We start from the raw sequence: 23,239 nt of genomic DNA on the forward strand, positions 1-23,239 counted from the left end.
GGAGAGGAAGGCGGGCCGGAGGCCGGTCAGTGGCCGAGGTGGGACGCGACACCGTGCTGGCGGGCCTGTTGCAGGGTCTGCGCCCAGGCCCGCTTGATCTCCGGCTCGGTCTTCCAGTACCGGCGTACCGCGGCCGTCCCGCGGGGCGGGTCGCTGGGACGCAGCTGGGCATGGAGCTCCTTGCCCAGCTCGAACGACAAGTTCTCCACGACGCCCCGGTAGTTGAACGAGACCAGGTGCGGCGCCTCCTCTTCCACTCGGAGCAGGACCTGCCGGAAGCCGATCAACGACGCGCGGGTGCCACGTTTCGTGCCCTTGGGCGACGCCGCGTGCCCCTGGGTACGCCGGGAGGCAGGCGAGACGAAGAAGGGGCACACCGCACCGGAGAAGAGCATGCACTCCCGGTGCCCCGGCCCGTCATCCCTGATGCAGGCGTCGTCCTGGAGCGTGGGGCCCACTTCGTCGTCGGCGAACAGCCGGTACGGCGTCTCCCCGTTCATCGGCAGACCGCAGATCGCGCAGCAGGCACCCGCCCACAGCGTGCCCGCCCGGCGGAAGTCCTGGAGCGCCAGCTGCGGCTTGCCCCGCACCCAGCCGTTCTCCGCAGGAACGGGATAGCCGCGCACATCACGCGGCAGCCCGGCCACCCGGCCGGGTACAACAGGAAGGTCGATCATGCTGCCATCATCGACGAACAGCCTCTTCGCGCGGGGGCGTTCGCACGATTCCTGCCCTGCCGAGGAACGCAAAGGCCCGGCGCCGCAGGTACGAGACTGCGGCGCCGGGCCAGACGGCCGAACATACCCGGCCGGTACCGACCGGGTCAGTCCCAGCGACTGTCGGGCACAACACCCCAGCCTGCATCGCCCGAGCCTGCATCGCCCGTGCTCCCCCACCCCGGGTCGCCGTCGAAGCGGCGCCACTGAATGTCGCCGGCGTCGCTCAGGTTCCAGTTCGGGTCCTTCTTCGTCATGCGGGTTCCCCTCCCCTTGTGCTGCCGAGTGCAGCTGTGATCACGAGCGTACGCCTGGACCAGCCCAGGCCGCCGTCCTGTTCGACGCCTTGCCGAGGCACTGTGTGCCCCTGTCCGCCGGGCGGCCCGCACTGCCGACCGCAACCACCGGGCGCACCACGGCGTCGACCGCCTGCCGGTCGACCGCTGCACGACGGAGGTGTCCGCTTCCCCCGAAAAGCTGCCCTCCCGGGCCTGCACCTCAGCAGGCCGGTACGGCAACTAGAGGGAGATCAAGATGGAGAAGGACCAGGGCGCGGTGCGGGTGAGCGGGTACCGGAAGCGGGCGCAGCGGCGCCGTACGGTGCAGGGCACCGGGGAGGCCCGGGGCGACGGGTGGGTGCGTACGGCCGCGGACGAGCAGCTGCTCGCGTTGGCAACCAGGTACGGGTCGCTGACGCTGCGCCAGGCCGCGGCGGCGTGCTGGGGCGGGCAGGTGGAGACGGCACGGACGCGGGTGCGGCTGATGGTGGAGGCGGGGTTGTTGTTCCGGTCGGCGGAGACGCGGTGGGCGGGGACGGTGGTGTGGACGACGGAACGCGGCGCCCGCCTCTCGGGCACCGGGCTGGGAGCACCGCACCCTCCGAGCGAACGGCTGCTGCACCGGCTCGCCCTTGCGGATGTCGGGGTGCGCCAGGAGGCCGGCACCGGGCAGCCGGTCGTGCTCACCGAGCGCGAGGTGCGCACCGCCGACGCCGTTCCCGGGCGGGCGGCGCAGCTCCTGGCCGACGTCGGGGCGCCGCAGTTGGCGCCGGTCGGCGCGGATCGCGGGGAGACCCTGGCGGTGCCGTTGGGGGTGCGGTCGGTGCACTGGCCCGACCTCGTCGTCATCCGCCCCGACACCGGGCTGCTGTTCGCGGTCGAGGTCGAACTGACCCCCAAGACGCCGGCCGCGCTGCGGCAGATCCTGCGCGGTTACCTCCAGGCCCGCCGCAAGGTCATCTACCTGGGCACCGAGGCAGTCATACGCCAACTCGTCGGGCACCAGACACCGGACGGGTGGAAGGACGGGATCGCACAGCAGGTGCGACTACTGCCGCCGGGCCCGCCGACCGGCGAGGGCAACCCGCTGCTGCACGTGAACGAGCTCCGCCTCCGCGACCCGGGCGTGCGTGCGCAGCTGGAGCGGCACACCGCCCGCCACCGGGTTGGCACGTACGCGGTGCGCTGACCGGGGCTGGGTCAGAGGTTCTCGGGTGCCAGGTCGGGGCGTAGCCGATGCCACGCGGGGTGTCTCAGTCGTCCGGCCCGGGTGCGGGTGGCGTAGCGGACTTCGCCGACGAGGCGGGGCAGCACCCAGCGGGCACCGGGCACGTCCGGGACCGTGGTGAACGGACAGTCCTCGACCTTGGCGACGGCCAGGAGGCGGGCGAGGTCCGCGCGCTCGCGCTCCGACCAGCCGGTGCCGACGCTGCCCACATACCGCAGCCCGCCGGACCCGTCGCTCTCGCCGAGAAGGACCGCTCCGGGCAGCCCGGACAGTGCCCCCCGACCGGGCACCCACCCGCCGACCACGCAGTCGGCGGTCCGCACATGTCTCAGCTTGATCCACGACTTCGAGCGCTCCCCCGGCGTATATGGGGCTGACCTCAGCTTCAGAACGATCCCCTCCAGATGGTGTTCACGGGTCACTTCGTACGCCTCGCGGGCGTGGCCGACCACCGCGGCCGGGGTCGACCAGTGCGCCCCCTGGAGCCCAAGGTCCTCCAGTGCGTTGCGGCGGTCGGCGAACGGGCGGTCGAGCAGGCTGCGGCCCTCCAGGTGCAGGGCGTCGAAGAGCACCATGTGCACCGGCACCGTCGCGACGAGCCGGGCGGCCTTCGCCGGGGAGGCGCCCATCCGCGACTGGAGCCGCTCGAAGTCGGGGCGGCCCTGCGGGTCGAGGGCGACGATCTCCCCGTCAAGCACGGCCGGCACCCCGGCGAGGACGTCGGCCAGGGCGTGGAGCTCGGGGTACACCGCCGTCACCGGAGCACCCGATCGCGACCGGATGACCAGCGTCCCGTCGCCCGGTACGTACAAGATCGCTCTCATGCCGTCCTGCTTGGTCTCGACCGCGTACAGATGCTCGCGCGCGGGAGCGGGCAGCACCCCGGGCGTGGCCAGCATCGGCGCGATGAGCGGCAGCTCCACCACGTCAGCGCCCGGGACGTACACCCGGCGGCCGCGGCTGCTCGCTGCCCCAGACGTGCGGGCCCTCTCCCTCCCAGACCACCGCCCCCGGATCGGCGATCAGGTCCTCCGCATCCTGAAGACCTGCCCGCCTGAGCGCCTCGGCCAGATCCGTATCCGAATAGGCCCGCCCGAGATCGTGGACGACGCCACCGGGCTGGACCTGAACGGTGACCCGCCTGGCGTCGTCGACCAATCGGTGCACGGTGATCACGGTCATGGTTCCAGCGTGATCCGGACCGCACACAACCGCACTCCGAGCCGGGCACCACGCCCTGAACACACCCGTGCCCAGCGTCTCCCTGCCACCCGCCGTATCCACCCCGGCCGGCAACCCTGCAACGTCCGTATCCACCTCCACCGAGACCGGATACGGCAGTAGCCACCCTCGTATCCACCCGGCACCCCACCCCCGCCGCCCACTCGGCAGGAGGGGCACCAACGTGGCCGCCCGCGACGAGGGCGCCCGGCCACGCGGCGCAGCCGCCCTCGTCCCCTTCTTGTTCTCCTGCTCTTAGTTGCCCGGCTACGGGGCGCGGGCGAGGACGTCGGCGTACGCCCTCAGCTGGGAAGAGGGCGTACCCCGACGGATGGGCGCTCGACCGGAAGCCGGTTGAGGTGGCGGGCGAGTGCCCGGTCGGGGTCGGGGCTCAGCCGGTGGCCGGGCCGTCGTCGCTGAGGACCCGGTTGAGGTGGGCGAGCGTCGCGGTGGTCGCCTCGCGGACACCGTCATCGTCGGTGGTGTCGACGAGATGCGACAGCAGCACGGCGGCGGCCTGGAGCACGGCGGCCTGAACGGGCACCGTGCGCAGTCCGGCGAGCACGGCGGATACCTGTGCGTCGGCAGACAGGGCGGTGGGCTCGCCGGGAATGAGAGAGGAGACGCCGCGGCCAAGTCCGAGGACCTGCCGCTCACGCGAAGGTGCAGTCACACCGGCAAGTGTCCCGCACCACGGTCGCTCTGCGGACCCAATCCCCCAATCCCCCAATCCCCCAATGCGACCCCATCACCTGGGGAAACGGCTCCTTGATCCCCCAATCCCCCAATACGAGCTGGGCAGAGCGGCCCGTATTGGGGGATGGTCTCTCCTCCTCGTTCAACCCGGCTGTCGAGGCAGCAGGCGGGCCTGGGTCAGCGGCCGACGGGTTCGGGGTAGCGCTCGCGGCGCCGGTCCGCGTCGTCGACGCCTATCTCCGTCCACGGCTCGCCACGCTGGAGGCGGGGCAGTGTGGTGGCGAGGACGCCGATGGCGATGCCGTGCACCGCTGCGGCGAGCGCCTCCAGGCGGCGCTCCAGCAGGTGTTCCGCTTTGCCCGCCAGGACCACGTACACGGTCGGGAAGCGGGCGCTGCGGGTGTAGCGGTGGCGGGACCAGAACGGGTAGGTCTTCCCGTTGGTGCCGCGGGCGCCCTCCCAGACGCGGTGTCCGGCGTAGCGCTCGTAGTCCCAGATTTCCTTGGCCAGGCGGGCGCGCGACATGGTGCCGTTGTCGAGCTCGAACAGGCGGACTTCGCTCGTCTTCGTCGGCAGGGCGAGGACCGCGTCGGTGTTGAGCGCCAGGCCGAGCTGCTTGATGGAGTGGCTGACCTCGACCTGCCAGTCCATCAGGTGCTGTCGGCCGCCGTAGGCGAGGATCGTGTCCGTCACGGCGACGCCGTGCGCACCGAACCCGGCCTTCACCGCTTTCGCTCCGGTGCCGGCCTTCGGACGAGGGGGCAGTTCGTTGGCTTCGGCCAGTGCCTTCTGCCCTGCTGCTGTCAGGTTCCAGATCGGGTGCTTGCCGTACTTGCCGACTGTCTCCGCGAGGCCCTGCTCTGCGAGCTTGCGCATCGCCCTGCGTACGTACGACCGGCCGTCCGCATCCTTCGACGTGATCACCTGTGCCAGCTGCGCCACCGTCGCGACCCGTACGCATCCCAGCATCCGCAGTGCATCCGCCCGCACCCTGGCCGCTGTCGGAGTAGACCTCGCTCCCGTCACTGACGTCACAGGGGCGAGGAGAGAGGTGTCAGCCTTCCCCGAGGGGCCCGGATGCCCCTTGCGGCCTGCGGAAATCGGCAGCACCTGCGCGAGGTTCACGGCACTGGTCGCGGCACTGGAATTCGGGTGCTCCGCGGCCTCTTCGGTACCCCTTGACCACGTCCCACCACTGGCGGCTTCGGTGGCGGGCTCGGTGGGGGCGGCGCTCTGGCGGGTGCGGTCGGTGGTGGTCATCGGTGTCCTCGGACTTCCTCCGGCCCAGGGGCCGGCGTCACGGATACAGGTCCGGTCCGTTCACCGCCCCGGCCACCCCGGGTGCAACAGCGCACCCCGGCGACACCTGGCGGCGTACGAACCGCGGCCACCGTGGAAGAGACCCCCTTGCCCGCGGTCTAACGGCCGCCCCCGATCCGTGTCCGTTTTGGGCTCGACCGGGCTCGACCACACCAATTTGTCCGTGCCCCAAGTCACATCCAAGGGCGCCGTTCACGGCCCGGCATCGGTGCACGGCATCGCGCAGACCATCATCCGCATCGTCCGGGATCTCCTCGCCGACGAGCACGAGGGCACGTCCGATGCCGTGGCGCGGCTGGTGGGCGACATCGTGCACCAGGCCAATGAAGCGGCACGGGCCGGGACATACCTCGCGCACCCCAGCACCATGTAGCCCCCACCCCGGCCTGCAGTGCCCGTTTTGACCCTTGACCACCCCTTGACCACCCGGTTTGTCCGGGGCCGATGCCGCACCGTCCGGCATCGGCTCAGGAGGCGGGACGAGCACTGGACAGGACACCCGATGCACTCGATGCAGAACATCGGATGCAGTCCACTCGATGCACGATGCCCTCGATGCACAGCACCCGGGTGCAAAACACTCGATGCAGAGCACCGGATGCACGGTGTTCTGCATCGTCACCGGCCGGGCTGACCCGAACGCTCCCCCTCCGTGCTCAGTACCTGTCCGGCAAGAACTCCACGGCCCACCGGACCGAGCCCCCGTCGGCTCGGCCGCGCGGCGCGCTGAGCCGGAAGTGCCGGCGGTGGTCCGCCGGTAGCCGCAGCTGCCGACGTCACCACTTCGTCAGGCGCGGGCCCGGACTCAGAAAGCACAGCCTCGGGGACCGCGGGGACCTCGGGGACCTCGGGCAGGATTCCCAGGTGCTGACGGAGGTGTGCGGTCGCGGCTCGGACGGGAACGAGGATCTGGTCGGCCTCTGGTCCGAGCCGAGCGAGGGCGACAGCCAGGACATCGATCCCCTCCAGCGCATCGTCGACGGCGCAGCTTGCTGCCTCGGGCCAGCCCGCCACCTGGACGACGTCGTCGAGCTGGCACGCTGCGTCGGCGGCAGTGTCGGCCAGGAAGGAAACGCGGCAGCCGGGGTACGAGGTCGTGGTCATACTTCCCCAACGAGCCGTCCCGCCCGGCGAAACACCCCCGCTGCACCTGGTCCCCCAGCACCGCCGACCTGAACCGCCTTACCCCCGAACAGCGCCGCCGCTTCCGCCGGGCCGTCGCCTCCTCACCGGCCCCTGACCTGGGCACGGCACCCCTGGATACACGCTCGGGGCCGGTTTCCCAAGTTTGGGAAACCGGCCCCGAGTGTGTAAGCGCGCTACTTGGCGGCCTTGGTCACCGTTGCCGCCCATGAGGCGATTTCCTCAGCAAGACGTCGGGCATCCTCCGGGTTTTCCTCGAACGCCTTCTTCATCAGCCCCCGCGTCAGGTGCTTCTTCGCGAGGGCCACGGCGTTCTCCAACTGACCCACCGCGCTCGGTGCGGTGGCCGCCTGGGTGGTGCTGCTCAGCACCTCGCCCTGGATCGTCTGCTTCGGCTTGCCGTACCCGAGGCTGTCGACGGCGGCCTTGAGGGTAGCTGCGGTGGGCTGCCCGTTCCTCTTCTCAGACTTCGCCCACGCTTCGCTAACAGCGTCCAGCCCGTTGTGCCGGAGCACGGGCGCGAGGACCTGGACCTGCCCGGTGTTCGCGCTCGTGCCCTCTGGGAGCGCTGTCTGCACCTTGGCCGTGGCGACCAGAAGGTATCCGTGGGTAGAGGAGTAGTCCCACCGCCGCTGCACGTAGTCGACGAAGCTCTTGTAGTCCGGGCGCCATAGTTCGTCGTCGTGGATGAGTGCCAGCGCGGGGCCGGCCTCCCGACTGAACTTGTCCTTCGCCTGCCGAACGGTGAGTTCAGCGTTGTCCTGAGCCTTGCCGATGATGCCTTCGAGTACGGCCAAGCGCTCTTCCGCAGCCCCCTCGTGCGCAGCGCGCGGGAGCGGCACGAGGCCCACGGCCGTGTCGGCGGGGTCGGCTCGGTCCGCCGCTTTCTGAAGGCCCCCCTTCCCAGTCTTCCCGGAGGGCCCAGCGGCTGCGGCCTGCTGAAGCAGTTTGGAAACCATCAGGCGTCCTTCTGTGTGACGACGTGATCCACGAGTTGGCCGTACCAGCGGCGGAGCTTTTTGGCCTCGCGGCCGGGAGCGGAGGTGATCGGCGTGCAGGCCATCCGGCACTCCTCCCGGACGGAGTAGCTGACGATCCCCGAGTAGTGCCCCTCATCGGCGGTGAGGTGATCGAGCAGCTTGTCGCCGAAGATTTCCACAAGCTGGTCGTTGACGAGGTGGTTGACGGCGCGCATGTCGTCCTTCTTCGGCAGGATGCTCCTCACCACCCCGGCGATCTCCAGGTTCTCGTTCATCCCGCTGCCAGGGGAGCTGACGAATCGGAAGGTGCGGAGCGCTTGCTCAGCTCCGAGTCGGCCGTCGGCGGTGAGGGTGGCAGGGATGAGGATCTTTTTGGCGGCGATGAGCGCGCACGTGGCGAGCTTGCCGCCCGCTCGTGGCGGGACGTCCATCACAGCAAAGTCGATCTCTCCGTCCAGCCCTTCCAGGGCCCGACGTAGACGTCCCTCGAACATGGTGGAGTCATTCTCGCGGCGGCCGAGGGGCCGTTCGGAGGGGAGCACCCAGACGTTGGACGGCCATCCGGCGCCGGCCCGGACGATCGCGTCGTGGACCAGTTCGGCGGGATCGCCGGGAGGCGTTTCGGCTTCGGGGTCGATGTAGAGGAGGTCGTTGAGCGTGAAGCGCGGGTCCTTGACTCCCAGTTCCTCAGTCAGTGTGGCTCGGGGGTCGAGGTCGACGGCGAGGACGTTCAGCCCGCGTTCGGCGGCTTCGGCCACCATGCCCGCGGAGTTGCTCGTCTTCCCGACGCCTCCCTTCTCCGAGTAGTTCGCGACTGCGTCCACGCCAACCTCCACCTATGCGATCACTTCCGCGCCGGATCGTCGCTGCTCAGGCACCCTCTAGGCAAATCACTGTAATGAGAGGCGTGGCGTTGACCTGCGCGTACGGGAGGCAGCGTAGCGGTCAGCCGTTTCCCAAATTTGGGAAACGCTCGTGCTGTCACCCGTCTCGGCGCCTCACCACAGAGCCCGGAACGCAAAAAGGCCCTCGGATGGCTGGGGTTCCAGGCCGCCCAGGTTGCGAACGCGCCTTGGTCAGGGTTGGGGACACCGGCGGCAGTCACTGTGGCCGCTGGGTGCCGGAGGGCTCTTTGGGGCTGTTGTTGGAGAAGCGACCCCCGTGGCTGGCAGGGCCATTAACGTGATCGCGAAGTCGGTGTCTGGAGTCAGGGGGAACATGATGGAGGACTTTTTCGGGCGAGTGGAGGGGCGCACGCATGGGTGGCCGGCAGGACGTCGTGATCTTCACTGGCACGTACTCCCTCCCGATACAGAGGTTGTTCGCGCTCAACTCACTGACCCCTACCGTGCGCTGACGCATCGTCCTGGACTCGCCCCGGTCGCCCCGGAGTGGATACATCTGACGGTTGTTCACGGCGGACCGGAGGACAGCGCCAGTGGATCCGAGGTGGAGCAGATCGTTGAGAAGGTGCGTGTCGCCGCTGCCCAGGTCTCCCCGTTCACGGTCAGACTGGCCCGGCCTGGTATCGGACAGGTCGCCATCGAGTGCGCCGGCCGTCCCGGAAGCGCCTGGCGGCACCTGCGGACCCGTACGCAGGAGGCCATGGACGCTGTGGTGGGTAATCGCTGGCCGTCAATATCTGCTGGGCACTATCCGCATGCCTCAATCGCCTATGCCACCGCGGACGCGCATGTCGCTGATCGAGAAGCCTTGAAGGATGCCCTGTCCGACCTGCATGTCGACAGCGATGGTTTGACTATCCCCGTCACTGCTCTCACGCTCGTCTCGCAGTGGCACGACCGCCAGCACATCAAGTGGGAAGTGCTCGCTCAGGTCCCGCTGACTCCCGGCCGCGACGGCTAGGACCTGTCCGGTCGATCATGGTCTCGGCTACTGGGGCATAGCGGGGGCTGCAGTTCGTCGAGGGCGTGGTCGGCCCTCGACGTCGTGTGCCAGGGTGGCGGTATGGATTGGCAGTCTGAGAGCCCGGAACTCTGGGCGTTTCTGGAGTCCCTGCACTGCGGGAACATCCTGTCCGGCACCGTCGCAGCGATCGAACGGTTCGGGGTCTTCGTGGCCCTGGATGACGGGCCTGCCCATCCGCTCTTCCCCGGTGTCGGGTTCATCGTTATCCCCGAACTGTCCTGGCGGCACATCGACGCTCCCACCGATGTCGTTCAGGTAGGCCAGCGTGTCTCGTGCGAGTTCCTCCAGTTCGACACCTACAACCTGGAGGCCAGACTGTCCTTGAAGGCACTGCAGCCCGACCCCCTCCAGGCTTTCGCCGACCAGACAGCGGTGGGCCAGGAACTCCCGGGGATGGTTGAGAAGACGGTTTCCATCGGCGTCTTCGTCGACCTTGGGGACGGGATTGTAGGGCTGCTCCCCTTCAGAGAAGCCCACGGTCAGCCTGCGGTGAGTCCGCTGGAAGACTTCGAGGTCGGAGAGAAGATCACCGTCGTCGTCACAAAGATCGACCCGCCGACGCGCCGGGTCCTCCTCTGCAGGCCGCAGAGCGGCCGCCACGAAGGTGTCGCACCGGCCACGTGACGGGCAGCGTGCCCCAGCCGTTGAATGGAGCATGGGGCGGGGTGATCTGAGTGATGCCGAGTGGGAACGGCTGCGGCCGTTCCTGCCGGTCAGCAACAGGCGTTGTGGCCGGTGGCGGGATCACCGGCAGGTGATCGACGGGATTCTGCACCGGGTGCGGACCGGCGTGCAGTGGCGCGACCTGCCCGATCGGTTCGGGCCGTGGAAGACCGTCTACGAACGGCACCGCCTGTGGTCGGCCGACGGCACCTGGGAACGTCTGCTTCAGCAGGTCCAGGCCGCAGCCGACGCCGCAGGCGAGATCGACTGGGACGTCTCGGTCGACTCCACCATCGTGCGGGCGCATCAGCATGCGGCGGGCGCTCGCACCGACCCACCGCCGGCACCATGCTCAAAGGGGGCCGAGGAGCCAGAACATCAGGACGAAGTGCCGTGGCAGAGTCTGCACGCCCGCCTGGTGGAGGTGGTGCTGGAGGTGAGGGGCTGGGCCGCTCACGGGGCGGGTTCACCACCAAGCTCCACCTGAGCGCGGACGGCCTTTGTCGCCCGCTGTCTCTGATCATCACACCAGGTCAGCGGGCGGATTGCACCCAGTTCAAGCCGGTCCTGGAGAAGATCCGCGTCCCGAGAATCGGGCCGGGCCGGCCCCGTAAGAAGCCTGACAGCGTCGCCGCCGACAAGGCATACAGCAACGGGCCCGTCCGAATTTACCTGCGGCGCCGGGGGATCCGGCACACGATCCCGGAGAAAACCGATAGCCAGGCCGCCCGCCAGCGCAAGAGCTCACGCGGCGGGCGGCCACCCAGTTTCGACGAAGAGCGGTACAAGAAACGCAACACCGTCGAGCGCGCCATCAACAGGCTCAAGCAGCACCGGGCAGTGGCTACCCGCTACGACAAGCGCCGTTACATCTACCTCGGCACCGCCACCGCCGCAACCCTCACCATCTGGCTCCGGACATGATCGGCCGGACAAGTCCTAGTTGTTCGTGGTGGCGGCCGAACGGGGCCCCGTCTGGCAGAAGGCGGGGCTTCCGTGTTCCCGGTCGGGACGAGCGTAGCGCCGACCTGCCTACGACTGTGATTTCACCGGTCGAACAGCCGTCGCGTCGTCAAGCGAGGGCCTGGACTCAGCCCAGAAATGGCGAGGCCCCGGAACCACCGACGGTTCCGGGGCCTCGCTGCCTCCGTTCACCCGGGGGAATGGAGGCCGGGCAAGCGGGGCGTTCGGGGGAGCAAGCTACTGCGCGTGGACAACGATGCCCAACACCAGCAGGGCCAGCACGACGGAGAGCGCGAAGACGTAGATGATCTCGGCGAACTTCACCGGCGCTCGTCCTGCCGGGGAGTACCGTCGCTGACGGTGCCGCGCGGCGGTCGGTGTTCGGGGTAGAGGCTGCGACCGGGGGTGCGAACGGGCAGCGAGTCGAGCGTTCGAAGGCGCGCGGGTTCTGCTTCGTCGTTCGACATGGTGTGGTGCTCCTGAGAAGTGTTCGGCTGGCCTCGGCGTAGGGAGAGTCCGGCGTAGAGGGCCGGACCCGTTTCGAGTTGGCGGCGCCCCCAGGTGTCGGAGCGCGCTCGGATGCTGGCGACCATGGCTGGATGGACCAGTTCGTGGGCGCGCTTCGCAGTGCGGGGGAGAGCCGTGACGACGGCCTTGTCGGCGTCGAGCTCCGCGATCACGGTGATCTCGGAGGGGTTGACGATGGCAACTGCGTGCCAAGCGAGGATCTGCGCAAGTTCCCCGAGGCGGTGAGCAGTTCCGTGTGCGAGTCCCCAACGCCCGAAGATGATCCCGGTGTTGAGATAGATACGGAAGGAAGTATCTGCGTCCTGTGTTCCGTAGGCCCAGGCGTACAGGCATCCGTTCGTGGTGTGGCTACCGGTCGGCGTGTTCCGCAGGTAACCAGACGCGTCGAGGATGCCTTGCGGGGGGACGACGTGGAGTTCGGTGAGGCTCACCACTGGGCGTCCTTCCGCATCTGGCCGATGGGGTGGTCAGGATCCTGGGCAGCCACCTGGCTGATCGCCTCGCGCAGAGCCTGCGGGTCCGTGAGGTTCCCGCTTCCGTCGGGTGGGATGATCCACCGCTCGATGCGATCCGGCTCCTGATCGGGGTCGGGGACGCTGACGTCTGACGTCCAGCCCAGCTGGACGGTTCGGGGGTCGGTCCACCAGCGGGCCGTTCCGAGCGGCACGAAGAAGAAGTAGCGCTGCGCGGGGAGGTCGGCGATGACCGGCCCCCGGCAGTCTTCGGGAAGGGCGTCGAGGATGGCCGGCCCGCTGCCGGTTACGGCGATAACGTCCCAGACGCGTCCAGTGGGCAGCCAAACCTGTTCCCCAGCTGCCCATTTGGCGTAGACGTCGCTCGGATCGTCGGCCGCGGCGGTCAGCCACGTGGCGGCGGCGCTCACCAGGCACCTCCAGCTGCCAGACACGGCGGGCAGGCTTTCACACGCCAGCCGAGTCGACCGCCTTCGCGGTCGCGGGTGTAGGCGTATCCAGCGTCCTGCAGGATGCCGGTACCGGCACATCGCACGCAAAGCAGGCCGTTGAGCTGCTGGTTCTGTTGTTTCGTCATAGTCAGCGGTTCCAGGTCGTACGACCGGATGTCGCGGCTGCGGCTGCGACGGGCCGTTTCGGGCATCAAGGTCTCCGGGTTGCGGATCTGCGCGGCCACCACTCACCTCTCGTGATCAGACCGCTACCTCGTGCATCTGAATAGCTCTACAGTGACGCCCTGCGCACTCGCTGCGCAAGTGCGCAGCGAGTGCGAGGCAATTTCAGTACATGCCCACGGAATATGCGGAGAAGGGGACCACCATGTGTGCAGCTAAACGGCCTGGTGCGGCAGACTGGGCGCAGGCAAGTGCGCAGGTAAATGTGCACCGCACGACGAAGGGAAGGCGGCGCGTGACGACACCCAAACCGACCACTCAGACCGTCGGCCGCCGGCAGCTCGGAGCCGAGCTGCGCCGGTTGCGGACTGCCGCCAACCTGCGCCTGGAGGACGTTGCCGTACGTCTCGGCACGTCCATGACGCGGGCCAGCCGCATGGAGACGGGGAAAGGCCGGGTCGTCCCCAAGCCTGAGGAAGTCATCCAGCTCTGTGAGTTGTACGGCGTCAAGGACGAGCGGAAAGTCCAGATGCTGGTGGGCATGATTTCGCACGCGCGTCAGCCTGGTTGGTGGGACCCCTATCGCGAGGTATTGCCCTCAGGTCTCGAAGTTCTTTTTGCGCTGGAAACAGATGCTCTTACTGAACGAGCCTGGGAGCCCGACCTCGTACATGGATTGCTCCAGACTCCCGATTACGGCCGCGCCATTCTGAAGTCCTCACCGAGCACCCGCCTGCACGATATCGACGACATGGTGGCGGTACGAACAAAGCGGCAAGAGCTGATCACTCAGACCGAATCACCTCTGGAATTCTGGGTGATTTTGGATGAGCAAGCTCTCACCCGTCCCGTCGGAGGGGCAGACGTGATGCAGGCACAGCGGGAGCACATCCTGGAGATTGCCCAGCTGCCTAACGTAACCCTCCAGATCGTCCCCGTCGCCAAGGGGGCCCACCCCGGCCTGGGAGGGGCATTCACGCTCTTGGAATCCGAGACAGAGCCGCCGGTGGTCTACGTCGACTCACCAGCCGGGAACCTTTATCTCGAAAAGAAGCATGACGTCCGAAAGTTTACCGCGACTTTCGATCTCCTGAGGGCTACGGCTCTCGACCCCGAAGAATCTGCAATATTCCTACGTGAAATCCCGAAAGGTCAGTAATGGCTAGCGACCCGGGACAGGACCCCGTTTTCCTGACCCACCTCAATTGGTTTAAGTCCTCGGCCAGTTCCGCAAACGGCGGCTGCCTGGAGATCGCTCACCTTCCTGACGGCCGCGTCGCACTGCGCGATAACGAGGACCTGACCAACCCTCCCTTCGTCGTCACACCCCTTGTCTGGGAATGCTTCCTCGACGGTGCGATTAGGGGGGAGTTTCAACTCCCTCCCGTGTAAGGGAGGGAGTTGGACAAGTACACCACTGGCTCCGGACCACAAAGGTCTGGAGCCAGTTCCATGTGAACTTCCCCTGAGGCATGGAAAGTTCACATGGAGCGGCGCCCTTGAGCGGCGCTACCTCAGAAGCGATCTACGTCCTTCTGAGCGCCGATCTCCCGACCCGTCACCCCGGTGGGCATCGGGGCAGGAGATCGACACTCAGAAGCCCCCTGGGGCCGTTAGGTGGCGGTCTGTGCGAACGACGCGAGCTCGGGGTGCTGGCGGGCGATCTCCTCGCGGAGCCGCTGAGTCTCGGCACGCTCCTGACGCTCGCGGTCAGCAGCAGCACGGTCAGCAGCGGCCTGTTCCTCGCGTTCCTGGTACTCCGCGTACGCATCCTCCAGGAGCTCGTCCAGGAGCACAGTTTCCTTCTGGCGCTCGCGGGCGGCTTCTGCAGCGGCGTATTCATCTGCTGCGGCCTGAAGGGCGGCGTGGCAGGTCGGGCACAGGCCGTCCTGCGGGCGCGGTCCCTTGCCCGGGTTCTGGCACGTGGAGATCTCGCACTGCCACCATTGCGGGGCTGACCCCGTTGCGCGCGGGCTGGGCAGACGGCCCTGGCGGCGGTCGACCTTGTGGTCTTCACGCCGCTGGGTGCAGGCCCGGCAGGGTGCACCGGTGTCGATGATCGTGCGGTCCTCGCACATCGGGTCCGGGCAGTCCTTCGAGGGCCGTACGAGACCGACCGCCACGCCGACCGGGGAACTGATGCCCTTGCCACCAGGCAGTACGTCGGCCATGTAGCCGTGTACGACCCACCGTCGGGCCACCCGGTTCGCCAACTGCTCCGGACTCCGCCCACCGTCGAGGGCTTCAAGGATCGCGTCGCGCAACGCCGGAGGGCGGTGCTGTGGCAGCAGTGCGGCAAGTTCGGCCGGCCAGGCCGCCTCGACCACGGCCACCGCGGCAGCCTGCTTCCGCGACATCCGCACCTGAGGTTTGGCTGCCTTCCCCGACCGAGATGACGACTGCTTCGGCGCCTTGGCGCCGTTGGCCGCGGCGGAGCCGCTCTTCTCTCGCGCACTACTACCTGTAGTAGCCCTGCGGGCGTCACCAGCGGCTCGCGCCGCAGGCGCTGAAGTTGGTTCTGGTGTGGGGGTTGTTTCTGTTGGTTCAGGGGGTGACGTGGGCGTCATGGGGGAGGGTGACGTGGGCGTCACCAGGGGGGGTGACGTGGGCGTCACCCCCTGCTGAGCTGCGGGAATGTCCGAGTTAACGCCGAGGGCGGATTCCCGGGAGCCGGGTGCCGTAGACGTCACCCCACTCTGGCCTGCGGAAACGTCCGAGTTAACGCTCAGGGCCAGGGCTGCTGCTGTCCCGGCCCGGAACGTCCCCTCGATGGGCGGTTCGGCCCACTGCTCGGCACGTCGCTGTTTGGGCGTGGTGATCGTTGCGAAGGGCACGCCGGTGCCGCCGTAGTCGTCCCACGGGCCGTGGAGGTAGTACCGGCTGGACGTGCTCGATCCGTTCGGCCGGGTCCGTTCCTTGTCGGAGATCAGCTTCATCTCCCGCAGCTTCGCCAGGGCTCGCTGCACGACACGGTCGGACTTCTCGGCCTCGGCCGCCAGGAGTGCGATCGAGGGGAAGCACGAGAACTTCTCGTCGGCCCGATCGGCGAGCCGGCCGAGTACGTACTTGGCGGTGATGTCACCGATCTTCAGGGTGGCGACGTAGGTCTGGGCTTCGTTGCTCATCGCGTCACCGCCCTGGTACCAGCGGTGGTGGAGGTGTTCTTCGGCGAAGGGGTGTATGTCATGGCTCGGGTGTACGGGCCAAAGCGGACACCCCTTCGAAAGGGGAACCTGCTGTTCTTGAAAGCGCCGATCACGGCGTCCGGTCCTGTCCGGTCTGCTGGCTCGTGCGTCCCGAGGTGTCCTCCGGGTACACTCCGCAGCAGACCTGTGCTTGGTCTGGCCCGCCGCACGGAGCGTCAACTCCGGGGTTTACCACGGCGGGCCTCAAACGTTTTTGGCTGATAGTGCTGGTGAGCTTACGCCCAGTACACGGAGCTCAGGCCAGGGCTCATGATCCCGGTGGAGTTCCCGGGGCTGCATTCGTCCAGCCGGTGAGCGCACAGACCTCGATCGAGCTCAGTTCCATGCCGGGCGCGGCCAGTAATGCCTCTGCGACCAGGGTGATCTCCGGCCACAGACTGCTGACGCGTTGCTGCGCCCGCGCAGTGATCTGCTCCCAGGTGACTCCGCCCGCAGGGGCCGTTCCGGAGAGAACGAAGTCGTAGTCGGACTGCGTCAGGACGGCGACCGCCGCGTCGCGGTCGTGGCATTCCGCCGCTTCGGCATCGAGGCCGGCCGCGTCGAACTGCCGCTGTTCAGCGATTGCTCCTGCGGCGTACTGCACGGCGAATTCGACCTCGTCGACCCAGCAGGGGTTCCAGGTCACCAGCCCGCTCATCACCACGCCCCCATCGGAGTCCGGGAGGGGGGTCTCGGTCAGCAGGATGCGCTGGAGGCTGATGCCGTACGCCATGCCGACGAGTGCGTGGGCGGCTTCGTGGAAGGCGTTTCCGCGGCGGACTTGCTCCCGCGTCAGCGAATTCGTCCGTGCCGTGCGTGTATCCGGCAGGGAGTTCAGGTCAACGACGTGCTCAGTCATGCGGTCCCTTCCGTGATCGCGGTCAGCTCTCGCTGCCGGGCGCCTGCTTGGTCCGAACCGGCATGTCGGCCTCTTCGAGCCACCGGTAGAACATCGTCGGGCCCACCTGCGCGAGTTCTCGGGTCCGGTTGCGCCCGGCTCCGAGCCTCGCCGCCTCCAGGACGAGCGGCTTGATCTCCTCGGCCAGGATCTTGTCTGCCTCCTTGATCAGGGCCGCTCGTCGGGCGCCTGCCTCCGCGACAGCCCTCAGTGCCGCCGCTTGCCGTTCCTCTGGGATCTCGGTCACGGGGACGAGCATAACGGCAAACACCGCCAGTGTTCCAGTTGCACCGCCGGTGGTTTCTGTGTCATGGTGGTGGTGCCCCGGAAACGAGGCGGCCCCCGGCTGGTGGTGGAACACCGTTGCCGAGGGCCTTGACCGAACCCCTTTGCCTACACAAAGGAGGTGCGATCCGTGATGGATCGTATCGGCACGACCCTGGAAACGCTCACCCGGCCGTGCGCTGGCCTCATCGAGGACATGGAGCGCGACGACGACCTGCGCGGCCCGGAGCCGGAGCCCGAGAGCGTCGCCCGTACCTCCGTCCGCCGCTCCTCGAAGGGCGGGTGGACGACGTGGCTCTGAACGACCGGAAGATCTCGATCAAGCCGGGCTCCCACCCCCGGGACCCGAAGCACGAGACCGTCTACCAGCCGTCGCGTGGCGGATCCTTCCGGGACACCAAGCCGGTCGCCGGCACCCCGAAGAAGGACCGGACGTGAGCGCCCCGGGCTGCTGCGGGCGCCCCATGGAGCTCGACCCCCGCACCGGCCAGTACGTGTGCAGCAAGTGCAGCTCGTGGGCGCAGGGGTGCTCGTCGTGAGTTCCGCTGCCGAACACCGCGCCGCGGTGGCCGCGATGGAATCCGTCCGCCAGACCGCCGCCGCCGACTCCCGGTCCGCAGACGCTGCTCTGGCCAACGCCCGCCAGGCGCTCGTGGACCTCAAAGCGAAGGCCGACGAGATCGCTGCGCACCTCGCCAGCCGCTGACCGTCCGTAATTCCGCCCATACCTAACGAAGTTGAGCGACCCGCATCACAGAAGTGCACCAGCCGACTATCGGATGGCAGGCCACTGTGGCGCAGCCCTTGGACCATGCGTGATGCTGCGGGATCGAATTCCGCCCGGGGGCACGCACCATCGCAACCGACCACCAGGGAGAGCTAGATGACCACCACTGCGGAGCCACGCACTTCGGCCCCGGCGGTGCCCGTTCCGGCTGCACCGCCCGCCGCTTCGAAGGCATCTGTGACCACTCCGACCACACCGTCCCCCGCTCCGGAGGCGTCCGGAACCGCTCCGGCCCAGGTTGATCCGGAGCTGTTGGCCGACAGTCGCACGGTTCGGTTGCTCGGCATCGTTGCCCTGCTGGGCGGTGCCGTCCTCGCCGGAATCGGGTTCTCCGGTTCGTACTCCGCGCTCGTCACCCTCGGCTCCGACCACGGTCTCGGGCACTTCGCCCACGTCTTTCCGATCGGCGTCGACGTCGGCATCGTCGTCCTCCTGGTGCTGGACCTCTACCTGATCCACCGCCGGACTCCGTGGCCTGTCCTCCGGTTCCTGGCGCATCTCTTCACCGGTGCGACGATCGTCTTCAACGCGGCGGCAGCGGACGGGCCGATCACCGCAGACCCGATCGGCGCGGCGATGCACGGCATCATCCCGCTGATGTTCATCGCCTCCGTCGAGGCCGGCCGCCGCCTCTACATGCACTCCATGCGCCTGGCGGAGGGACACGAACCGCGGGGCATTCCGATCGTCCGGTGGCTGTACTCGCCGTTCTCCTCAATCGCGATGCACCGCCGGATGATGCTCTGGGACGTGCCGTATTCGCAGGCCAGGAGGCTGGAGCAGCAGCGCATCGCCTACCGGGTCTGGCTGGACCGCAAGTACGCGGGCAAGGGCGGCTGGAGGAAGGCGCCGTCCGACGAGCGGCTTCCCTTCAAGATGGCTCGCTATGGGTACAGCGTGGGCGATGCCCTGGCCCTGCCCCAGCAGGCCGAGGAGGAAGCGCAGATCCGGTCCGAGCAGGCGGCGGAGCAGGCACTCGCAGCGAAGATCCGTGCGGACGACCGCGCCAGCCGGGCAACGGTCGCAGCTCTGGAGAACAAGGGCAATGTCGAGGTCGCCCACCATCGCGTCACCGCTCGTACGGGAACTGCCGAAGCTCAGGCGCGGGCCGCCCAGGCCGAAGCCGACGCCCTCGCAACCGCCAAGTCCCGCGCGGCCATTGTCTCGGCGGATGCGATCAAGGCGGAGGAGACGGCCGAAGCGGAGCGCCGTGCTGCCGGAGTGGCGAAGGACGCCGCCGAAGTGCGCCGTGCTGCTGCCGAAGCGGACAAGGATGCCGCCGAAGCGGAGTATGCCGCTGCCCAGAAGCGGGCTGACGCGGAAGTGGAACTCAGCCGGGAGGCCGAGGCTCGGGCCCGTACGGAGACGGCGGTCGCTGCGGAGGAGAAGGCCAGGCACGAGGCTGCCGAAGCGCGGCGGGCTGCTGCCGAAGCAGAGCTGCGTGCCCGCGAAGCGGAGGACCTGGCCAAGCTCAAGCCGTCGGAGCGGGGCGCGCGGCAGGTTGCCCGGATGCTCCTCGCGGCCGGCGGGGGTTCCGAGTCGGTGGATCTCCTGACGATCGCCGACGCCCTGGGGGTCTCCCAGAGCACGGCCAGTGAGCGTCGTAAGGACGCCGTGGAGCTGATCGCCCAGGGCTATCGCCCGTGAAGGGGCCGTGAACTTGGCCTGGATCAAACAGACTTCAGGTCTTTACTCTCACGGGACGTGATCGTCTCGTGACGGGTCCGGCGGGGATTAGGCCCCCGCCGGACCCCACTCCCCAGAAATGACTGCGCGTCACCAGGAGGTCTGCACAGTATGACCCGACACAAGACTCGATCACAGACTGACGGCTACACCCGAACCATCCTCCCGCCGCGCCCCTTCGAGGGGTGGCCCCCGGTGCCCGTGCGCAGCTGGCCGTCGTACGGCGGCGACGAGCTGCGTGTGAGGGCCTGGCTGTGGCGGGCGTTTGGTGTCGGTGCTGCCGCCGTAGGGAGGCACCAGTGAGCAGCCAGTCCGAGCCCGAGTGGTGGCAGGCGGACCCCGAGTCCCGCCCCGAGCAGGACGACCGTGACCGGCAGATGGAGTCCGAAGCCTTCGCCGATGCGGCCCTCCACATGCGGGACGCCGCCGAAGCGCTGCGGGATGCGACGCCCGGTCCGCCGCCCAAGGAGCGGGACTGGAGCCTCGACTGGTTCTGGCGGTGGGTCCGGGAGACCGAGAACGGCATCGCGTTCAAGCGCTCGCTCTACAGCACCGGCCCGGGTCTGGCCCTGATCCTGATGACCTACAGCCGTGAGACGGGGAACCACGGCGGCGCCGCGGCCTTCTTCTTCGCACTGATCGCCGGGGTCGGCCATCTGCGCATCCAACGGCCGTTCACTCGACTGGTGTTGTGGGGTTCCGTCCTGGCCCCGGTCATGTATTTCCCTGCACTTTTGTCCATTGTCTTCGGCCTGGCCGGATTCCTCGTGGGAGGGCTGTAATCGTGAAAACCGTAACGCTGGGAATGTTCACCGTCGGATTCCTGATCCTCGTTGCGAGGGTGGGCTGGTTCTATTTCAAGTCGAACTCCCGGCAGTGGAATCTGCTCATGCCGTTCGCACTCTCCGCCACCGCTTTTGCCGCAGCCGGTGCATGTGCGGGTGGGCTCATCGGAACGGTCATGACCTGGTCGCGGGAGAAGGTGGGCGCTGGCGGCGACTGGGCCCTCACCAAAGGAACCGGAGCGGAGCAGGTCAGTATTACCCGCACTGCGGAATTCGGCACGCTGACCCCGTTCGGCGCGGTCCTCATGCTCGGGCTCATCGTCCTGTTCGTCGTCATCTTCAAGTCGGCGAAAAGGAAGCCGAAGAAGGAGCTGTTCTGGGGCGCTCCGTGCGGTCTGACCCTTGGACCGTTCGTCGGCGCGGTGACCATCACTCCGCTGGTCAACGGTGCCGGGGGCATGCTCATCGGTTCCTTCTTCTGATCAACTCCCGTGCGGGCACGGACGGGAGGAACCGGCCGTGCCCGCACGGGGCCGCCTGCGAGACTGCTGTGGAGAACCCCTGATGGCCGGCGAAGAACCCGAGACCCCCAAGACCGTCGAAGTACCCCCTGCTCCTGCCTCTGCAGATCCGGGCATCCCGGCTGCCGAGACGACCGAGGTCGCCTCGGAGAGCACCCCGGCCAGTGCCGTCGGAACCCGCCTCGCGAACGGCTGCCGCCACCTCCTGGCCGGACTGAGGCACACCGTCAATACCCGCCACCAGACCGACGACGAGATCCGTCGCCTCCTCGTGCAACGCCAGCTCCATGCGTACAACGCCCTGCGCGAGACTGCCCGCGAGGAGCTCGACGAGGTCCGCTCCCGGATCACGAAGCTGGAGCTCCGGGGTGCGGACGAGGGCTGGAGCACGGAGCAGCGCCACGAGGTCAAGTCCCTGCGCGACGAGCGCAAACGGCGAGAACAGGCGCTCCGTGACCTCCTCAAGCAGCCCTTCGCGCCCGTCCAGCCATCCCGCGCGAAGATCACCAGCGCTCGCCGGGCGAGCAGCACCCGCAGGTTCGTGGCCCTGGTCGCCCTGCTGGTCGCGGTCGCGGCGATGATCGTTGCGCGCCCGCAGATGCTGCTCCTCATGCTTCCCGCAGCGGTCGTGGCCCTGTGGTGGGTCGGCCGGCACCCGCCCGTCCTGGCCCAGCGCGACGTGCCCGAACGGCTGCTGCGCCCCGAACTGGCCCTTCCTGCGGTGGACGCCACGACTGCGGGGGAGGAACTGCCCGAGGAGCTCCGTCCGTACCGGATCGCCGACGCCACGACGGTCGAGGAGGCGGAGGAGGCGTTGCGTCGTGCACTCGTGCACGAGCGCTGCGACATCGAATCCGTCACCGACGGGCGCAAGGAACCGTGGGGCTGGTCGGCCCGGGTCACCTTCCGCACGGGCACCCCGGACCAGCTCAACGGGGTGGAGACCAACAAGAACGTGATCACCGTGCTGAAGCTGCGCCGTGCCGGCCTGCTGGTCGAGGCCGACCCGGACGCCGGTGAGGCGTGCACCGTGCGCATGCTCATGCGCGACCCGTTCACTCCCGAGCTGGTCGGTACGGTGCCCTACCGGGCGCCGCTGTCCAGCTCGATCTCTGACACCCACGACTTCGGTGTCGGAATGGACGCCGCCGCCCTCGCCTACACCCTGGCAGGGCTGATGCTGATGATGGTGGCGGACTCGGGCGGAGGTAAGAGCGGGATCATGCTCGCGATGGCGGAGGCCGCCACCTCCACCCGCGATGCAGTGGTGATCAACCTTGATCCCGTCGGTACCGGGGTCGGAGATCTGGGTCCGGCGATCACCCTGGACGCCTGCATGGACGACAAGCAGATCAATGCCGTCCTGAAGTTCCTCCTGAAGCTGTGCAGCTCCCGTGCTCAGCAGCGCGCGGCGTACGGCTGGGGCAACAAGTGGAGGGTCAGCCCGGAACACCCCGCGTTCTGCGTGTTCGTCGATGAGTGGCCGCAGCTCTCGGAGAAGAACAAGCAGCTCCTCATCAAGCTGCTGCTGCTGGGCCGCAAGGAGGCCATCTGGTTCTACGCGGGCAGCCAGTTCGGGACCAAGGAGTACCTCGGAGGCGCGATCGGGCCGAAGCTCAGCGCGAAGATGTTGGGGGCCTGCCGCGGCGTCGACGTCACCGAACTCCTGGGGGGCGGCGCTCTCGCCGAGGGGTACCGCGCCGATCTGCTGCGCCCTGCCACCCACACGGAGCGTAACGACGCTGGGCAGATCTATGCCATGGGGCTGCCCGGTATGCCCAACCGCGCACTGCGCTACCAGGTACGCGAAATCTCGCCCGAGTACGCGGCCCGGGTCGGTGCCGAGCGAGCCCGGATGGGCCTTCCGGATGTGACCCACACACTCACCGAAGCCGGACTGATCGACGCCTGGCGCGAACTCAAGGGCCCCTCCGCAGGCGCCCCGTCGGCGGCCGGAGACGACAGCGTCGTGGACGCGGACGTGATCGCCGAGGACGTCCCGTCCATCGTGTGGGCCTTCGTCGAGGCGTTCGACCAGGAGGGGGATCCGGCGTACCTGACCATGGACCAGCTCCACGTGTACCTCCGCAAGGCGGACCCCGATCGCTGGGACCGCTGGGGCGACCTCGATGACCGAGGCCGCCTGAGGGAGCTCGGGAAAGCCCTGAGCCGCGAACTGCGCAACCTCGGGGTGGCGTTGTCCTCGGAGAAGATCACCGAGCTCGACGGGGATCCGAAGGGCTACTACGCCGAAGCCGTCCGCCAGGCCCTGGCCGCCGAATCCTGATCGGCCGGCGATTGGCTGCTCATTGGCGGTGATCGGTACGCCAAGCCGATCAC

General features: G+C 68.3%; 28 protein-coding genes. 14 read left to right on the forward strand and 14 right to left on the reverse strand.

Annotated elements, in window-relative coordinates:
* Positions 1-26: 26 nt before the first annotated feature.
* Positions 27-677, reverse strand: a complete 651-nt coding sequence (locus ACWGIG_RS09910) for a hypothetical protein (protein WP_453321032.1) — start codon at positions 675-677, stop codon at positions 27-29.
* A gap of 146 nt (positions 678-823) precedes the next feature.
* Positions 824-973 carry a hypothetical protein gene (locus ACWGIG_RS09915; RefSeq protein WP_453321033.1) on the reverse strand — a complete coding sequence of 50 codons (150 nt, stop codon included), beginning with the start codon at positions 971-973 and terminating at the stop codon, positions 824-826.
* Between the two features lie 277 nt (positions 974-1,250).
* Between ACWGIG_RS09915 and ACWGIG_RS09920 the strand changes: the two genes are divergently transcribed.
* Positions 1,251-2,183 (forward strand): hypothetical protein, encoded by a 933-nt coding sequence (locus tag ACWGIG_RS09920; RefSeq protein ID WP_453321034.1) that lies wholly within the window; start codon positions 1,251-1,253, stop codon positions 2,181-2,183.
* A gap of 11 nt (positions 2,184-2,194) precedes the next feature.
* Here ACWGIG_RS09920 and ACWGIG_RS09925 read toward each other — a convergent pair whose 3' ends face one another.
* The 4 genes from ACWGIG_RS09925 to ACWGIG_RS09940 all read right to left on the reverse strand — a co-directional run bounded on the left by ACWGIG_RS09925 (position 2,195) and on the right by ACWGIG_RS09940 (position 5,399).
* Positions 2,195-3,148 carry an ATP-dependent DNA ligase gene (locus tag ACWGIG_RS09925; RefSeq protein ID WP_453321035.1) on the reverse strand — a complete coding sequence of 318 codons (954 nt, stop codon included), beginning with the start codon at positions 3,146-3,148 and terminating at the stop codon, positions 2,195-2,197.
* A gap of 1 nt (position 3,149) precedes the next feature.
* Complete coding sequence (locus ACWGIG_RS09930; protein ID WP_453321036.1) at positions 3,150-3,404, reverse strand: hypothetical protein; 255 nt, start codon at positions 3,402-3,404, stop codon at positions 3,150-3,152.
* Between the two features lie 430 nt (positions 3,405-3,834).
* Positions 3,835-4,116 (reverse strand): hypothetical protein, encoded by a 282-nt coding sequence (locus ACWGIG_RS09935; protein WP_453321037.1) that lies wholly within the window; start codon positions 4,114-4,116, stop codon positions 3,835-3,837.
* A 200-nt stretch (positions 4,117-4,316) separates the two neighbouring features.
* Entirely contained in the window at positions 4,317-5,399 is a 1,083-nt protein-coding gene (locus ACWGIG_RS09940; protein ID WP_453321038.1) for a replication-relaxation family protein, read from the reverse strand.
* A gap of 223 nt (positions 5,400-5,622) precedes the next feature.
* Here ACWGIG_RS09940 and ACWGIG_RS09945 point away from each other — a divergent pair, with 223 nt between their 5' ends.
* The gene (locus ACWGIG_RS09945; RefSeq protein ID WP_453321039.1) at positions 5,623-5,832 is read left to right on the forward strand and encodes a hypothetical protein; all 210 of its coding nucleotides are present in this window, start codon (positions 5,623-5,625) and stop codon (positions 5,830-5,832) included.
* A 946-nt stretch (positions 5,833-6,778) separates the two neighbouring features.
* On the opposite strand, the gene ACWGIG_RS09950 is transcribed toward ACWGIG_RS09945, so the two are convergent.
* Both ACWGIG_RS09950 and ACWGIG_RS09955 read right to left on the reverse strand, forming a co-directional pair.
* On the reverse strand, positions 6,779-7,561 hold the full coding sequence (locus ACWGIG_RS09950) for a hypothetical protein (protein ID WP_453321040.1): 783 nt from the start codon (positions 7,559-7,561) through the stop codon (positions 6,779-6,781).
* Positions 7,561-8,406, reverse strand: a complete 846-nt coding sequence (locus ACWGIG_RS09955; RefSeq protein ID WP_453321041.1) for a ParA family protein — start codon at positions 8,404-8,406, stop codon at positions 7,561-7,563. The genes ACWGIG_RS09950 and ACWGIG_RS09955 overlap by 1 nt, the downstream gene beginning before the upstream one ends.
* A gap of 397 nt (positions 8,407-8,803) precedes the next feature.
* Between ACWGIG_RS09955 and ACWGIG_RS09960 the strand changes: the two genes are divergently transcribed.
* From ACWGIG_RS09960 to ACWGIG_RS09970, 3 genes are all read left to right on the forward strand, one after another.
* Positions 8,804-9,448, forward strand: a complete 645-nt coding sequence (locus tag ACWGIG_RS09960) for a 2'-5' RNA ligase family protein (protein WP_453321059.1) — start codon at positions 8,804-8,806, stop codon at positions 9,446-9,448.
* Positions 9,449-9,550: 102 nt separating this feature from the next.
* Positions 9,551-10,135 carry a S1 RNA-binding domain-containing protein gene (locus tag ACWGIG_RS09965; protein WP_453321042.1) on the forward strand — a complete coding sequence of 195 codons (585 nt, stop codon included), beginning with the start codon at positions 9,551-9,553 and terminating at the stop codon, positions 10,133-10,135.
* Positions 10,136-10,166: 31 nt separating this feature from the next.
* Positions 10,167-11,098 (forward strand): IS5 family transposase gene (locus ACWGIG_RS09970; RefSeq protein ID WP_453321043.1). Its coding sequence is split into 2 segments (ribosomal slippage): positions 10,167-10,559 and positions 10,562-11,098, totalling 930 coding nucleotides; the frame shifts between segments, so codons are not numbered across the junction.
* A gap of 359 nt (positions 11,099-11,457) precedes the next feature.
* Here the strand turns inward: ACWGIG_RS09970 and ACWGIG_RS09975 are convergent.
* The 3 genes from ACWGIG_RS09975 to ACWGIG_RS09985 are packed head-to-tail and all read right to left on the reverse strand — an operon-like array spanning position 11,458 to position 12,814.
* Complete coding sequence (locus ACWGIG_RS09975) at positions 11,458-12,096, reverse strand: hypothetical protein (RefSeq protein WP_453321044.1); 639 nt, start codon at positions 12,094-12,096, stop codon at positions 11,458-11,460.
* A complete protein-coding gene (locus ACWGIG_RS09980; protein ID WP_453321045.1) occupies positions 12,093-12,548 on the reverse strand; it encodes a hypothetical protein in 456 nt (151 codons plus the stop codon). The genes ACWGIG_RS09975 and ACWGIG_RS09980 overlap by 4 nt, the downstream gene beginning before the upstream one ends.
* On the reverse strand, positions 12,545-12,814 hold the full coding sequence (locus ACWGIG_RS09985; protein WP_453321046.1) for a hypothetical protein: 270 nt from the start codon (positions 12,812-12,814) through the stop codon (positions 12,545-12,547). The genes ACWGIG_RS09980 and ACWGIG_RS09985 overlap by 4 nt, the downstream gene beginning before the upstream one ends.
* A 233-nt stretch (positions 12,815-13,047) precedes the next feature.
* Here ACWGIG_RS09985 and ACWGIG_RS09990 point away from each other — a divergent pair, with 233 nt between their 5' ends.
* Complete coding sequence (locus ACWGIG_RS09990) at positions 13,048-13,911, forward strand: helix-turn-helix domain-containing protein (RefSeq protein ID WP_453321047.1); 864 nt, start codon at positions 13,048-13,050, stop codon at positions 13,909-13,911.
* On the forward strand, positions 13,911-14,144 hold the full coding sequence (locus ACWGIG_RS09995; protein ID WP_453321048.1) for a DUF397 domain-containing protein: 234 nt from the start codon (positions 13,911-13,913) through the stop codon (positions 14,142-14,144). Before ACWGIG_RS09990 ends, ACWGIG_RS09995 begins: the two co-directional genes overlap by 1 nt.
* A gap of 221 nt (positions 14,145-14,365) precedes the next feature.
* On the opposite strand, the gene ACWGIG_RS10000 is transcribed toward ACWGIG_RS09995, so the two are convergent.
* The 3 genes from ACWGIG_RS10000 to ACWGIG_RS10010 all read right to left on the reverse strand — a co-directional run bounded on the left by ACWGIG_RS10000 (position 14,366) and on the right by ACWGIG_RS10010 (position 17,082).
* Positions 14,366-15,877, reverse strand: a complete 1,512-nt coding sequence (locus tag ACWGIG_RS10000) for a helix-turn-helix domain-containing protein (protein ID WP_453321049.1) — start codon at positions 15,875-15,877, stop codon at positions 14,366-14,368.
* A gap of 328 nt (positions 15,878-16,205) precedes the next feature.
* A complete protein-coding gene (locus ACWGIG_RS10005; protein ID WP_453321050.1) occupies positions 16,206-16,796 on the reverse strand; it encodes a hypothetical protein in 591 nt (196 codons plus the stop codon).
* A 22-nt stretch (positions 16,797-16,818) separates the two neighbouring features.
* On the reverse strand, positions 16,819-17,082 hold the full coding sequence (locus ACWGIG_RS10010) for a hypothetical protein (protein ID WP_453321051.1): 264 nt from the start codon (positions 17,080-17,082) through the stop codon (positions 16,819-16,821).
* A 168-nt stretch (positions 17,083-17,250) separates the two neighbouring features.
* On the opposite strand from ACWGIG_RS10010, the gene ACWGIG_RS10015 reads away from it, so the two are divergent.
* From ACWGIG_RS10015 to ACWGIG_RS10045, 7 genes are all read left to right on the forward strand, one after another.
* The gene (locus ACWGIG_RS10015; RefSeq protein ID WP_453321052.1) at positions 17,251-17,421 is read left to right on the forward strand and encodes a hypothetical protein; all 171 of its coding nucleotides are present in this window, start codon (positions 17,251-17,253) and stop codon (positions 17,419-17,421) included.
* Positions 17,412-17,558, forward strand: a complete 147-nt coding sequence (locus tag ACWGIG_RS10020; protein ID WP_453321053.1) for a hypothetical protein — start codon at positions 17,412-17,414, stop codon at positions 17,556-17,558. Before ACWGIG_RS10015 ends, ACWGIG_RS10020 begins: the two co-directional genes overlap by 10 nt.
* A 97-nt stretch (positions 17,559-17,655) precedes the next feature.
* A complete protein-coding gene (locus tag ACWGIG_RS10025) occupies positions 17,656-17,826 on the forward strand; it encodes a hypothetical protein (RefSeq protein ID WP_453321054.1) in 171 nt (56 codons plus the stop codon).
* 177 nt (positions 17,827-18,003) lie between these two features.
* Positions 18,004-19,554 carry a DUF2637 domain-containing protein gene (locus ACWGIG_RS10030; RefSeq protein ID WP_453321055.1) on the forward strand — a complete coding sequence of 517 codons (1,551 nt, stop codon included), beginning with the start codon at positions 18,004-18,006 and terminating at the stop codon, positions 19,552-19,554.
* A 338-nt stretch (positions 19,555-19,892) separates the two neighbouring features.
* Positions 19,893-20,375 (forward strand): hypothetical protein, encoded by a 483-nt coding sequence (locus tag ACWGIG_RS10035; protein ID WP_453321056.1) that lies wholly within the window; start codon positions 19,893-19,895, stop codon positions 20,373-20,375.
* A gap of 23 nt (positions 20,376-20,398) precedes the next feature.
* Positions 20,399-20,860, forward strand: coding sequence for a hypothetical protein (locus ACWGIG_RS10040; RefSeq protein WP_453321057.1), 462 nt, complete (start codon positions 20,399-20,401; stop codon positions 20,858-20,860).
* Positions 20,861-20,942: 82 nt separating this feature from the next.
* On the forward strand, positions 20,943-23,186 hold the full coding sequence (locus ACWGIG_RS10045; protein ID WP_453321058.1) for a hypothetical protein: 2,244 nt from the start codon (positions 20,943-20,945) through the stop codon (positions 23,184-23,186).
* Positions 23,187-23,239: the final 53 nt, after the last annotated feature.

The sequence above is a fragment of the Streptomyces sp. NPDC054863 genome, from assembly GCF_053610825.1.

Coding starts and splice junctions, on each gene's coding strand:
- ACWGIG_RS09940 (WP_453321038.1), bottom strand. CDS start 5,399: ATGACCACCACCGACCGCACCCGCCAGAGCGCCGCCCCCACCGAGCCC.
- ACWGIG_RS09915 (WP_453321033.1), bottom strand. CDS start 973: ATGACGAAGAAGGACCCGAACTGGAACCTGAGCGACGCCGGCGACATT.
- ACWGIG_RS09910 (WP_453321032.1), bottom strand. CDS start 677: ATGATCGACCTTCCTGTTGTACCCGGCCGGGTGGCCGGGCTGCCGCGT.
- ACWGIG_RS10000 (WP_453321049.1), bottom strand. CDS start 15,877: ATGAGCAACGAAGCCCAGACCTACGTCGCCACCCTGAAGATCGGTGAC.
- ACWGIG_RS09920 (WP_453321034.1), top strand. CDS start 1,251: ATGGAGAAGGACCAGGGCGCGGTGCGGGTGAGCGGGTACCGGAAGCGG.
- ACWGIG_RS09960 (WP_453321059.1), top strand. CDS start 8,804: ATGGAGGACTTTTTCGGGCGAGTGGAGGGGCGCACGCATGGGTGGCCG.
- ACWGIG_RS09930 (WP_453321036.1), bottom strand. CDS start 3,404: ATGACCGTGATCACCGTGCACCGATTGGTCGACGACGCCAGGCGGGTC.
- ACWGIG_RS10045 (WP_453321058.1), top strand. CDS start 20,943: ATGGCCGGCGAAGAACCCGAGACCCCCAAGACCGTCGAAGTACCCCCT.
- ACWGIG_RS10005 (WP_453321050.1), bottom strand. CDS start 16,796: ATGACTGAGCACGTCGTTGACCTGAACTCCCTGCCGGATACACGCACG.
- ACWGIG_RS10040 (WP_453321057.1), top strand. CDS start 20,399: ATGTTCACCGTCGGATTCCTGATCCTCGTTGCGAGGGTGGGCTGGTTC.
- ACWGIG_RS09950 (WP_453321040.1), bottom strand. CDS start 7,561: ATGGTTTCCAAACTGCTTCAGCAGGCCGCAGCCGCTGGGCCCTCCGGG.
- ACWGIG_RS10030 (WP_453321055.1), top strand. CDS start 18,004: ATGACCACCACTGCGGAGCCACGCACTTCGGCCCCGGCGGTGCCCGTT.
- ACWGIG_RS09965 (WP_453321042.1), top strand. CDS start 9,551: ATGGATTGGCAGTCTGAGAGCCCGGAACTCTGGGCGTTTCTGGAGTCC.
- ACWGIG_RS09995 (WP_453321048.1), top strand. CDS start 13,911: ATGGCTAGCGACCCGGGACAGGACCCCGTTTTCCTGACCCACCTCAAT.